Here is an 11,248-nt window from a genome sequence, read left to right as displayed (position 1 = left end):
GCTTGGTTGCGTTCTTTAGCCTCTTGGAATAATGGTCTTTCTATTGTTTTGCGAGATGCGGTTTGTCCAAAACATTGTTGGCGTAACTCACAGGACTTACAGTCCTTTGTTTGGGCAGCATAAATTTTGCTATAACTTTGTTTCCAACTGTGCCACTTAACATGAGTAAATTGAAGTGCCTTGCCATTCGAGCAATAATAGGCATCGTTCATTTCATCAAATGTAAATTGTACTGACCTTTCGGTCTGATCAATAACACCTTTTATCGGAGAGATATAACCGGTTATCTTTAAATTTTCTAATTCATGGTGTACTCCAGAGCGATCATACCCTTTATCTGCGCCTACTTTGCCAATATGTAAACCAAATTTCTCTTTTTGTATCTGTAATCGCTTTATAAATGGTTCGTGGTCATTCACATTAGCAGCCGTAACGTGTATATCAGTTATGATTCCATGCTTAACGTCCACACTGGTATGCGCTAAATAGTGAAATCCCTTGGGTTTATTAGGACGGTTCAATAAACCTGACTCCGGGTCTGTTGTGCTCTGTTTTACTTCCTTCTCAGGAGGAGAGGTTTTAGGTTTTCTTCCTCGTTTTTTCCTAGTGGGATCGTTATCTCTGTCTTTTTTAATTCTCCGTGCTTCCTTTTCTAGCTCTTCAAGGTACTCAGTAGGCTTTTTCTCCACTAAAACTTTTTCTGACCTATTAATCGATGCATTCGCTTTGATGTGAGTAGAATCAACAACAATTATTTCCCCAGTAACTAAACCAGTTCGAATACATTCCGAGACGATGTGATCGAAGATCTCCTGAAAAATATGGCTTTCTTTAAATCTACGACGGCGGTTCTGGCTCAGTGTGGAATGATCGGGAACAGTGTCAGTTAAGTCCAATCCTAAAAACCATCGATAGGCCAAATTCACTTGGATTTCTTGTTCCAACTTCCTTTCGGAAGGGATGCCATAAAGATACCCGATAAGGATCATTTTCATTAACAAAACTGGATCAACTGAGCGACGACCTACAGGCGAGTATAAGTGTTGCACTTTCTCATAGATAAAAGAAAAATCAATCTTATTACGAACAACACGTAAAAAATGATTCTCGGGTACAAGATCATCCAAATTTAAGAACATAAACTGGTGCTGTTTGTCTCCATCGATTCCCATCATGAGATAGCCCTCCAAAATAAAAAGAACCGTATAGAAATGATTTCTACACGATTCCCAGAAACCCCTATCTCTACGGCAATTTGTCAACAGCCCCGTTTAGGAAGGCTTCAATTTGTTTGCAAATCTGAATTATTTCAGTAAGTTCAATTGCTGGAGTTGTTGGCCCACCGTTTCCTTGACAAGGGTAGGCGTTATCGTGCTCTCCACAATGGCAGCGACGAATAACAGAACGACAACAGTAAGAACCGCTACTGGAAATTGCTTGAGCGTATCGTACCAGTCATTTTTCAATCGTGCCAGCTTTTGCGGTTGGATTAGAACTCCCACTGAACGTAAACTTAGCACCCCTAAACGAATACCAACTCCTGCTGCAAACAGGATAGCTGGGAGCTCAAAAATTCCATGTGGCAAAATCCCTGCACTAAAAATAAGCCATGGACTTACTCCAATCCCGCTGTATTTGAAAAGGATAAATCCAAGCAGCACTCCATTCGTGAGCATTCCAATTATGGGAAACAATGCAAACAATATTCCTAGCGCCATCATCATCAATGCACTGAAAACATTATTGGAAAAAATCGTCCAGAATACCGCTAAAGGTCCGCCGCCGTTATCCTTTATCCGTTCAGCAATTTCCTTCAATTGGCCCATCATTTTACCGACCATCTCTTCAACGAGCGGTGCTTGAAAATACCCAATCAAAGCGCCACCCAAAAATAGTAAGCATGCGGCGAAGAAATAGTTTCGGTTATCAAGCCATAAATGCCGCAATCGATTGCCCATGCACCACACCCCTTTACTGCCTCATAATTCACTATATGCATTGTACCTCAACAATAGCCAACAGGCCAAAGAATATCCTTGTCTTCCCTGCATAAACTGTTATCGGACAAAGGAGGTACTATCCATGAAATTTATTTACGTGATTAGCGCGAAACGATTAAAGCAAATCTTAATTATCGTCGCGGCCATCGTGCTAACAGCCGGATTTGGTTATGCGGAACGCGACTCAATTGCTGCCTTTGCTGAAGGTGCCAGCACGCAAGCCCCCCAAGCTATTTATAAGGTCGACACCAAAGAAAAGAGAATCGCCCTTACCTTTGATATCAGCTGGGGAGAGACACGAGCATTACCGATACTGGATGTGCTGAAAGAAAAAAAGGTAAACAAAGCGACCTTTTTCCTCTCCTCTCCGTGGAGTCAACGGCATCCAGACATCTTGAAACGAATCAAAGAGGATGGCTTAGAAATTGGTTCGCACGGTCACAAGCATGATAACTACACCAAATACTCCGATGAAGAAATTCGCTCCCAAATGGGTAAAGCGGACTCCATTTTAACCGAAATGACTGGAAAAAAACCAACGCTCATTCGGATGCCCAATGGTGATTTTGACAAACGAGTGCTGGAAATCGCGAATCGTATGGGGTATTCCGTCATCCAATGGGCTACGGACTCAAAAGATTGGACCAATCCGGGAACAGATGTGATCATCAATAATGTATTATCCAAAGCTCATCCAGGCGACATCGTCCTGATGCACGCGAGCGATTCCGCAAAAGATACACATCTCGCCCTCCCAGTGATCATCGATCAACTTCGCAAGGATGGATATGAATTCGTTACCGTATCTGAGCTCATTTCGGGTACAAGTGTAGAAAGCAAAGAAGTTCACTAAAACAAAAAAAGCTGACCTTCATTGGGTCAGCTTTCTCTTTTTACCAAACGATGTAATTGCATGACTTGCCAGACGTTACAAAACAATAGTGGGACGAGCATGGACAGAGTTGCACGGACATTCTCTTCCTTCAATGCTGGAATCCATTCCAGTGCCGTAACAACAAACATAAAGAAGGTCGTCGGTATCCATGCAGATTTATTGGTCAGACTTACTTTTCCATATGCGGTAACAATAGCAACAATCAATAATAGCGTTGGCTCAATAAAGTACGTGCCAAATCCTTTTCCTTCACCGAAGGACGTATAGCGAAGATAAATCATATCAAAAAAGACAAACAAAATAAGAAATACTTGGACGCTTTTCCACAGGGAAGCCGTTTTAAATATTGTTTTGGCGAAATAATTAATCGTCATATAAGCAAAGAAACCCATCTGAGCCACAATGCTAATGGTCATTCCATACAGTAGATACATGAACAAGCCGACAAAAAAGTTACCGGTGCTTCCTTCGAGCAACTTATCCAGGTCAAAAATAAGGGCAACCAGGATCCCACCTAATCCCCCAAGCAAGACCGTGGTAATAAAAAGCCATCCATACTTACGCAAACTCACCAAGTATTCCCTCCCATCCACATCGAATATGATTGTACCAATGGATACAAGAAAATACTAGCGTAAGAACAAAACAAAATGCACACGTTACTTGTAGGCAGAGTAAAGAAGGAGGTGTCCACCCCATGAGAAAAAAGACGATGTCTTTTTGGTTAGCCGCTCTTGTCTGTCTGGTTCTTACCAGTTGCGGGGGTGGCGGACAAGCGCAAAGTTCGTCTCAGCCTGATTATAAAAGCGTCAAAGACATGGTGCTGGACATATTGCAGACGGACGAAGCGAAGCAATCTGTAGGGAAAATGATGAAGGATGACAAGTTCAAACAAAACCTGATGCTGGACGAGTCGACAGTGCGGACAACTTTGATTCAAAGCATGACGAATCCCAATAACACGCACATCAAAGAAGCGTTTAAAGACCCTAAGTTCGCAAGCGCCATGGCAAAATCAATGAAAAACGAACAAAAAACGCTAATGAAGGACCTAATGAAGGACCCTGAATACCAAAAAGAGCTCATAAGCGTAATGAAAGACCCTGAGTTTGAGAAAAATTTGATGGATTTGATGAAAAGCTCTGCTTATCGACAGCAAACCATGCAAGTGATGAAGGATTCCTTGCAAAGTCCTTTGTTCCAGGCTGAACTCATGAAGATCATGACCAAAGTATCCGAGGACATGACAAAACCAAAGGAACTGAAGCCGAAGAAAAAAGGAAAAGGAAAAGAAGGTAAAGGTGGAGGTTCCGGCGGAGGTTCTTCCGGTGGAGGCAGCGGTAAATCTTCTTAAAACGAAAAGGTGAGCTCTATTGTAGAGCCCACCTTTTTCATCTTCTTGGCTTATTGTTTGACGGCTTCCCCGCATTTTTCTATGACACGTTTGGCCATATCGATGTAAAGCTGACCAATTTCGGTCTTTTCTCCATAGATGGATGGGGAATAATCAGGTTCAGACGGATGATTATCCGGTTGTCCTAGCGGAATTTGAGCGAGCAGCTCACATGTCAATGTTTCAGCAAGCTTAGCTCCTCCACCACGCCCGAATACGTATTCTTTCGTACCATCTTTTGCTTCGTACCATGCCATATTTTCCACAATACCGAGGATTTCATGACCGGTCCGCTTTGCCATAGCGCCTGCACGTGCTGCTACAAACGCAGCGGTAGCATGAGGAGTCGTTACCACAATCTCCATGCTTTGCGGAATCATGGTGTGCACGTCAAGGGCCATGTCCCCCGTTCCTGGAGGCAAATCCAGCAAGAGGTAGTCCAATTCTTCGCCCCAGTGTACTTCCGTGAAAAAGTTACGCAGCATTTTCCCCAACATAGGGCCACGCCAAATGATCGGAGAGTTGTCCTCCACAAAAAAGCCCATGGACATAACTTTTACGTTTTGCTTTTCAACAGGCAGAATGGTTTCGCCAATTACCGTTGGACGTTGTTCAATATTCATCATATCGGGCACGCTAAAGCCGTAAATGTCTGCGTCGATAATGCCCACTTTTTTTCCTAAACGCGCAAGCGCAACAGCTAGGTTCACTGTCACCGTCGATTTTCCGACGCCACCTTTTCCGGAAGTGACCGCGATGAAGGTCGTATTCGAATCCTTCGCCAAGATCGGATTCAAGACGGGAGCTTGTCCCGGTGTCATGTTATGTGTTTGCCCACCTTGGTTCTTGCGTAGTTGGGCAGATAGAGCAGCACGTTCCTCATCTGTCATTGAACCGAATTGCAGGCGGACTTCCTCGGCTCCTAGCGCTTTCACAGCTGCGATGACATCATCCTCGATCTTGGCTTTGAGCGGACAGCCCGAAATCGTCAGAACGACCGTGAGGCTTACTGTCTTTCCTTCAATATGGATATCCCGAATCATGTTGAGCTCGACCAAGCTACGATTAATTTCAGGGTCTTTTACATCGCGTAGTGCTTCGAGAACCTGTTCTCTGGTCAACATTCTGGTTCACCTCATCTATGATCTTTTCAAACATTTCCATGCTGGTATAACGACAGCGTATGCGCGTTCATTATAGCATATTCGGACGGGCGGAACACGACCACCGCCCTCTTAAGGTGTAATTGGCGCTTTTTCTCCCGAGTACTGACGCAGTATCCCTTGATAAATGGCATTTGCCATAGCCTTTTGGTATTCAACGCTCTGAAGTCGCTTTGCCTCCTCCGTATTGCTGACAAAGCCTACTTCTACCAAAACGGCCGGGCAGTTAACCTCCCGAATCAAGAACACATTGTTCGTCTTACTCGGAACCCGATCTGTATGACCGATCACCCGTTTGATTTCATCTTGTATCAAATAAGAAACTTCTGCACTCTTTTTAAAGCTAGGGGAATAAAAAGTCTGTGCTCCTGACCATTTCGGAGAAGGGATGGAATTAACGTGTATGCTGACCAAAAAATCCGGTGTACTATCATTGACCAGCCTTACTCGGTTTCGAATATCCTCAGATTTTCGTTTGCGTGCCTGCGCCGCATCTGGACTCGCCAAATCCTTGTCTTCCTCCCTCGTCATAACTACAAACGCTCCTGACTGCTGAAGGAAATCGCGCAAGTACATGCTAATGGCCAAAGTCACTTCTTTCTCAACTACATCCCCGGCTTTGGAAACGGCACCGCCGTCTATTCCCCCATGCCCTGGGTCAATGGCTATGACCGTTCCCGTCAGTGGCAGCGACCATGCTTGCCAGGAAGAACGATCAGGTGCTTCGTAGGTGAACAACAGCATAAGCACGGCGAAAGCTAATATCCAGCCTACTCCTTTTCGTGTCACAGTGTATCGTCCCCTTTGTCCCATTCTCGTTCCATCTTATGGACAAACATGGACAAATATACCCGTTTGTGAAAAGGAAAAACCCCCTGCCTGCGAACAGACAAGGGGGTTGTATCGAACAGCAATTAGCGCTTGGAGAATTGAGGTGCGCGACGAGCTGCTTTCAAGCCATATTTCTTACGCTCTTTCATACGAGGGTCGCGAGTCAGGAAGCCAGCGCGTTTCAGAGCGCCGCGCAGTTCCGGATCTGCTTTCAGCAGAGCGCGAGCAACGCCGTGACGGATTGCACCAGCTTGACCAGTGGTTCCGCCGCCGTTTACGTTAACCAATACATCGTAACGACCAAGAGTTTCAGTCAGAACGAGTGGTTGTTTTACGATCAATTTCAGTGTTTCCAAACCAAAGTAAGTATCCATTTCACGCTTGTTGATCACGATGCGACCTTCACCTGGAACCAGGCGAACGCGTGCTACGGAGTGCTTACGACGACCTGTACCGTAGTATTGTACTTGTGCCACGTATATTTCCTCCCTTTACCTTAACCGCGAATTTGCCAAACTTCTGGTTTTTGTGCTGCGTGTGGATGCTCAGTTCCAGCGTATACTTTCAGCTTGGTGAACATTTGACGTCCCAGGCTGTTTTTAGGCAACATGCCTTTTACCGCCAGTTCGAACATACGATCTGGTCGCTTGTTCAGCATTGCGCCAGCAGTGGTTTTTTTCAAACCACCTGGATACAGGGAGTGAGTGTAGTAAATTTTGTCATTCAGTTTGTTACCAGTCAATTTCACTTTGTCAGCGTTGATTACGATTACGAAATCGCCAGCGTCAACGTGAGGAGTGAATTCTGGTTTCAATTTTCCACGCAGGATAGAAGCTACTTCGCTCGCCAGACGACCCAGCGTTTGGCCTTCAGCGTCAACGATGTACCATTTACGCTCAACTTCGAGCGGTTTCGCCATATATGTGGTACGCATTTTTGTCCCTCCTAAATATCTTACCTAACACATATCCATCTACTTATAACCAAAACAACCGAAACTTGCAATGGAAGATAATTGCTGTTACGGGTGAGCAACTCTTCCAGGTGTTCCATGTAATCACGATCTTGTCTTTCAATCCCGGGGCTAGAGTGGGGCTAGGCGGGGTTAAAATACCAAGGAATATCGTACTACATAGACGCCCCATAGTCAAGTGCTGCTCGTTCGTCTAATAGTTGGAAATCTGAAAACTAGTAGACAACTTCCCACATGGTCAGACCCTTGGCTGGTGCTGTCTTACCTGCCTTTTCCCGATCACATGCGGCGAGGATTTCCCTCAGTTCAGCAGGGTTTCTTTTTCCTTGCCCTACTTCAACCAAAGTCCCCACAATAATTCGAACCATGTTGTACAAAAAACCGTTGCCTCGGCATGTCACCCAAACCTCGTCACCGATTTTTTCCACGGAGAGCCCGTACACAGTCCGAACCTTGTCCTCGACGAATGTCTTTGCCGAGCAAAAGGAAGTAAAATCATGTTCACCCACCAAATAATGAGCAGCCTGCTGCATTGCGTCTACATCTAACGGAAACCGGACATGGTCGGCGTAACGATGCCGGAATACATCTGCCACTGGATTGTTGTCGATACAATATCGATATTCTTTTACTTGCACGTCAAAACGCGCATGGAAAGAGGCATCGACCTCTTCGACTGTCCGAATGACAATAGAATCAGGCAATTGATTGTTCAACACAAACCGCCATTTATCCATCGGAATGTTGCTCGACGTGTCAAAGTGAATCACTTGACCGCGTGCATGAACACCCGCATCTGTCCGGCCTGAACCGAAGACTTGGATATCCTCTCCGGTGACCCGATTCAATGCGGCTTCAATTTCCCCCTGGACCGTTACTTGATCTGGCTGTACCTGAAAACCGCTGAAGTCAGTTCCGTCATATGCCAATACACATCGCAGTCGCTTCATGTACGCCACCATCCAATCACGATTACCAAGATCACACTCACAACAGCTACGATTCCATCACGCCAGGTGAACGTCAGCTTATTCAACCGCGTTCTACCCACTCCCCCGCGATAGCCACGCGCTTCCATCGCCAAAGCCAGTTCTTCAGCACGCCGAAACGCACTAACGAATAAAGGAATAGCGATCGGAATCAGGTTCTTGGCTCTGCGCACGAGACTTCCACTGGTGAAATTGGCTCCTCTGGCGGTCTGCGCCTTGATGATTTTATCCGTTTCTTCCATCAGGGTCGGAATGAACCGGAGTGCAATAGACATCATCAGGGCTATATCATGAACCGGTATGCCGATCTTCCCTAGTGGTCCTAGTAAACGCTCCAAACCCTCCGTCAAATCGATTGGAGAGGTTGTCAGTGTTAGCAGAGAGCTAATGAGAATCAAAAGTCCCAAGCGCAAAGAAATGAAGATCGCCTGGCGAACTCCCTGTTCTTCTACTGTAAACCATCCCCACTGAAAGTAAACCGTTCCGCCTTTTGTGATAAAAATATGCAAGACTACGGTAAACAAAATCAGGATCCAGACAGGCTTTAAGCTTTTTAATATATAGGACAAGGAAAGCCTAGAAAGAAGTGCAGCATACAAGGTAAAACCAATGAGTATGGCGTACGTAACCGTATTGTTAGCCAGAAAAATCAAGGTAGCAAAAAGGATAATGAAGAGAAGCTTGCTTCGCGGATCTGCACGATGTAAAAAAGATTGCCCTGGTACGTATTGACCAATTGCGATATTCTGCAGCATGCCTAGCCCTCCTTTGGTACGGACAGTCGTTCCAGCAGATGGGCAATCAGCTCTTCCTCCCGATAAAGGGAGCTCGGCAGACTAGCCTTGTCCGGCAGCATTTGATTCATTTGCGATACGAGAGCCACCGTTTCCGGTACATCCAAAGACAGCTCTCGGAGACGATCCACATGCATGAATACTTCCTCCGGCTTCCCCTGCAAAGCTACTTGACCTTGTGCCATCACAAGCAAATAGTCTGCATAGCGGGCTGCCTCTTCCATGCTGTGCGTGACCAATAGTGTCGTCAGGTTTTGTTCCCGATGAATCCGGTAGATCCCTTCGAGAATCGTGACTCGTCCCGCAGGATCAAGACCCGCAGTTGGTTCATCCAATACCAGAACCTTCGGCTGCATGGCAAGAACACCAGCCAAAGCAACACGTCGCATTTGTCCGCCACTCAAATGAAATGGCGAACGATCCTTGATCGTGGCATAATCCAGGCCAACAATTTCAAGGGATTCCTTTACGCGCGCTTCCACCATTTCCGTTGGCAAGTCAAAATTGAGCGGTCCAAAAGCAACATCCTTCGCAACCGTTTCTTCAAACAACTGATGTTCAGGATATTGAAAGACGAGCCCAATATCGCGCCTCTGTGCATGGGGTAATCGCCGCTTTGGAGTAATGACCGCATCACCCAGGGTAATCTGCCCTGAACTAGGCATCAGCAACCCGTTCAAGTGCTGAATCAGCGTTGACTTACCTGAGCCCGTATGGCCAATAATTCCGACAAACGAACCGGATGGAATCGTCAGCGAAATATTGTGTAAGGCAACTCTCTCGAACGGTGTTCCCTTTGCGTAGATATGGCTTACTTGGTCAAAAGTAATTTGCATACGTGCTCCACCAGCTCCTCTTGATGCAGGACAAACGGTAAATCAATCCCTTTGGACTGAAGTGCATATCGCAGTCGTACGGCAAATGGCACATCCAGTCCCACCTGTTTCAAACGATCTACCTCATTAAACACTTCACTCGGCTTACCTTCCATCAGGACTTCACCCGCATTCATGACGATGACCTTATCCGAATAGATGGCTTCTTCCGGAAAGTGGGTAATGTTTATGATCGTGAGTCCCTCATCACGGTTCAGTTGACGAGCCAGGTTCAGCACTTCCATTCTCCCTTGTGGATCAAGCATCGCTGTCGCTTCATCCAAGATGATGACAGATGGACGCATCGCCATAATCCCTGCAATCGCCACTCGTTGCTTTTGACCACCAGACAGACGATGAGGTTGTGCTTGTAAATAAGACTCCATCCCTACAGAAACGAGCGCCTCATCGATACGATCTCGCATCTCTTTGGGGTCCACACCCATGTTCTCTAGGCCAAAGGCGACATCATCTTCCACAGTAGCCCCAACAATCTGATTGTCCGGATTCTGAAAGACCATGCCAACATGTCGTCGAATTTCCCAAAGCTGCTCCCCATCTTTCGTATCCATTCCACTGATAAGTACTGTGCCGCCTTCTGGAAGCAACAGAGCATTCATCAGCTTTGCCATCGTTGATTTGCCGGAACCGTTGTGACCCAATACGGATACAAAGGAACCTTTTTGAATGGTAAGGTCAACACCTTGTAATACCGGAACCCGTTGGCCATCCTCACCATCGTAGGTATAAGAAACATCTCGCAATGCCAGCAGGTTATCTTCATTCATGAGGCATTCACAACCTCCCCAGCCTTCACAGGGAACTGACTAGCAGGATTTCGCAGAGAAAGGAAAAAAGGGTTGAATCAGAGTCCAGCCTATGACCAGATCTGCCCCCACCCTTTTCGCGGTAATCTACCAGGCTTACAACCTGAGTAAATGACCAGTTTACATGTATTAAACGAATTCGATGTACGCCATTGGAGCAGCGTCGCCACGGCGAGGGCCGGCTTTCAGGATACGAGTGTATCCACCGTTGCGCTCTTTGAAGCGAGGAGCGATTTCATCGAACAGTTTTTGAACAGCATCGCGGCCTTCAGCATTCGCAACTTCTTTGCGAACGAAAGCAGCAACTTGACGGCGAGCATGCAGATCGCCACGTTTCGCGAGCGTGATCATTTTTTCAGCGATTGGGCGCAGTTCTTTCGCCTTCATCTCTGTAGTTTCGATGCGCTCGTTGATGATCAGGTCTGTTACCAAGTCGCGGAACAGCGCTTTACGAGCTGAGCTACGACGACCCAATTTACGTTGTGCCATGTGGTTTACCTCCCTCTTA

General features: G+C 46.2%; 14 protein-coding genes (1 of these 14 cut by a window edge). 2 read left to right on the top strand and 12 right to left on the bottom strand.

The genetic code is table 11. The annotated features are described in order from the left end of the window. Both ACUUHJ_RS01525 and ACUUHJ_RS01520 read right to left on the bottom strand, forming a co-directional pair. Window positions 1-1,175, bottom strand: the 5' portion of a protein-coding gene (locus ACUUHJ_RS01525) for an IS1182 family transposase (protein WP_472298067.1). 190 nt of this gene lie to the left of the window's left edge; 1,175 of the gene's 1,365 nt are visible here — the first part of the coding sequence; its start codon is at window positions 1,173-1,175; the stop codon falls past the left edge of the window. 129 nt (window positions 1,176-1,304) lie between these two features. Then, window positions 1,305-1,958, bottom strand: a complete 654-nt coding sequence (locus tag ACUUHJ_RS01520) for a stage II sporulation protein M (RefSeq protein ID WP_289675659.1) — start codon at window positions 1,956-1,958, stop codon at window positions 1,305-1,307. Between the two features lie 124 nt (window positions 1,959-2,082). Here ACUUHJ_RS01520 and pdaB point away from each other — a divergent pair, with 124 nt between their 5' ends. Then, the gene (gene pdaB, locus ACUUHJ_RS01515; protein ID WP_472298096.1) at window positions 2,083-2,853 is read left to right on the top strand and encodes a polysaccharide deacetylase family sporulation protein PdaB; all 771 of its coding nucleotides are present in this window, start codon (window positions 2,083-2,085) and stop codon (window positions 2,851-2,853) included. 26 nt (window positions 2,854-2,879) lie between these two features. Here the strand turns inward: pdaB and ACUUHJ_RS01510 are convergent, their stop codons facing one another. Continuing rightward, window positions 2,880-3,467, bottom strand: coding sequence for a KinB-signaling pathway activation protein (locus tag ACUUHJ_RS01510; protein WP_472298095.1), 588 nt, complete (start codon window positions 3,465-3,467; stop codon window positions 2,880-2,882). 125 nt (window positions 3,468-3,592) lie between these two features. Here ACUUHJ_RS01510 and gerD point away from each other — a divergent pair, with 125 nt between their 5' ends. Next, window positions 3,593-4,249, top strand: a complete 657-nt coding sequence (gene gerD / locus ACUUHJ_RS01505) for a spore germination lipoprotein GerD (protein ID WP_289675656.1) — start codon at window positions 3,593-3,595, stop codon at window positions 4,247-4,249. Window positions 4,250-4,299: 50 nt separating this feature from the next. Here the strand turns inward: gerD and ACUUHJ_RS01500 are convergent, their stop codons facing one another. From ACUUHJ_RS01500 to rplQ, 9 genes are all read right to left on the bottom strand, one after another. Continuing rightward, window positions 4,300-5,412: a P-loop NTPase gene (locus ACUUHJ_RS01500; RefSeq protein ID WP_289675654.1), complete on the bottom strand. Its 1,113-nt coding sequence runs from the start codon at window positions 5,410-5,412 to the stop codon at window positions 4,300-4,302. A gap of 111 nt (window positions 5,413-5,523) precedes the next feature. Continuing rightward, a complete protein-coding gene (gene cwlD, locus ACUUHJ_RS01495) occupies window positions 5,524-6,240 on the bottom strand; it encodes an N-acetylmuramoyl-L-alanine amidase CwlD (RefSeq protein WP_137031380.1) in 717 nt (238 codons plus the stop codon). 125 nt (window positions 6,241-6,365) lie between these two features. Next, on the bottom strand, window positions 6,366-6,758 hold the full coding sequence (gene rpsI, locus ACUUHJ_RS01490; protein WP_005828788.1) for a 30S ribosomal protein S9: 393 nt from the start codon (window positions 6,756-6,758) through the stop codon (window positions 6,366-6,368). 20 nt (window positions 6,759-6,778) lie between these two features. After that, window positions 6,779-7,216, bottom strand: coding sequence for a 50S ribosomal protein L13 (gene rplM / locus ACUUHJ_RS01485; RefSeq protein WP_012684005.1), 438 nt, complete (start codon window positions 7,214-7,216; stop codon window positions 6,779-6,781). A gap of 254 nt (window positions 7,217-7,470) precedes the next feature. Next, window positions 7,471-8,205: a tRNA pseudouridine(38-40) synthase TruA gene (gene truA / locus ACUUHJ_RS01480; RefSeq protein WP_016742838.1), complete on the bottom strand. Its 735-nt coding sequence runs from the start codon at window positions 8,203-8,205 to the stop codon at window positions 7,471-7,473. Then, window positions 8,202-8,999, bottom strand: coding sequence for an energy-coupling factor transporter transmembrane component T family protein (locus tag ACUUHJ_RS01475; protein ID WP_012684003.1), 798 nt, complete (start codon window positions 8,997-8,999; stop codon window positions 8,202-8,204). The genes truA and ACUUHJ_RS01475 overlap by 4 nt, the downstream gene beginning before the upstream one ends. Before the next feature lie 2 nt (window positions 9,000-9,001). After that, window positions 9,002-9,874: an energy-coupling factor transporter ATPase gene (locus tag ACUUHJ_RS01470; RefSeq protein ID WP_056493554.1), complete on the bottom strand. Its 873-nt coding sequence runs from the start codon at window positions 9,872-9,874 to the stop codon at window positions 9,002-9,004. Next, the gene (locus ACUUHJ_RS01465) at window positions 9,850-10,701 is read right to left on the bottom strand and encodes an energy-coupling factor transporter ATPase (RefSeq protein ID WP_289675652.1); all 852 of its coding nucleotides are present in this window, start codon (window positions 10,699-10,701) and stop codon (window positions 9,850-9,852) included. Before ACUUHJ_RS01465 ends, ACUUHJ_RS01470 begins: the two co-directional genes overlap by 25 nt. Before the next feature lie 168 nt (window positions 10,702-10,869). Then, window positions 10,870-11,229 carry a 50S ribosomal protein L17 gene (gene rplQ, locus ACUUHJ_RS01460; RefSeq protein ID WP_012684000.1) on the bottom strand — a complete coding sequence of 120 codons (360 nt, stop codon included), beginning with the start codon at window positions 11,227-11,229 and terminating at the stop codon, window positions 10,870-10,872. Between the last annotated feature and the right edge of the window lie 19 nt (window positions 11,230-11,248).

Source organism: Brevibacillus schisleri, assembly GCF_055685845.1.
The sequence above is the reverse complement of the archived record's forward strand: the minus strand, read 5'-3'. Positions and strand labels throughout refer to the sequence as shown.

What these genes read in the sequence shown, in the direction of transcription:
- rplM (WP_012684005.1), bottom strand. Translation starts at nt 7,216, where the DNA reads ATGCGTACCACATATATGGCGAAACCGCTCGAAGTTGAGCGTAAATGG.
- ACUUHJ_RS01520 (WP_289675659.1), bottom strand. Translation starts at nt 1,958, where the DNA reads ATGGGCAATCGATTGCGGCATTTATGGCTTGATAACCGAAACTATTTC.
- truA (WP_016742838.1), bottom strand. Translation starts at nt 8,205, where the DNA reads ATGAAGCGACTGCGATGTGTATTGGCATATGACGGAACTGACTTCAGC.
- pdaB (WP_472298096.1), top strand. Translation starts at nt 2,083, where the DNA reads ATGAAATTTATTTACGTGATTAGCGCGAAACGATTAAAGCAAATCTTA.
- gerD (WP_289675656.1), top strand. Translation starts at nt 3,593, where the DNA reads ATGAGAAAAAAGACGATGTCTTTTTGGTTAGCCGCTCTTGTCTGTCTG.
- ACUUHJ_RS01470 (WP_056493554.1), bottom strand. Translation starts at nt 9,874, where the DNA reads ATGCAAATTACTTTTGACCAAGTAAGCCATATCTACGCAAAGGGAACA.
- ACUUHJ_RS01500 (WP_289675654.1), bottom strand. Translation starts at nt 5,412, where the DNA reads ATGTTGACCAGAGAACAGGTTCTCGAAGCACTACGCGATGTAAAAGAC.
- rplQ (WP_012684000.1), bottom strand. Translation starts at nt 11,229, where the DNA reads ATGGCACAACGTAAATTGGGTCGTCGTAGCTCAGCTCGTAAAGCGCTG.
- ACUUHJ_RS01465 (WP_289675652.1), bottom strand. Translation starts at nt 10,701, where the DNA reads ATGAATGAAGATAACCTGCTGGCATTGCGAGATGTTTCTTATACCTAC.
- ACUUHJ_RS01475 (WP_012684003.1), bottom strand. Translation starts at nt 8,999, where the DNA reads ATGCTGCAGAATATCGCAATTGGTCAATACGTACCAGGGCAATCTTTT.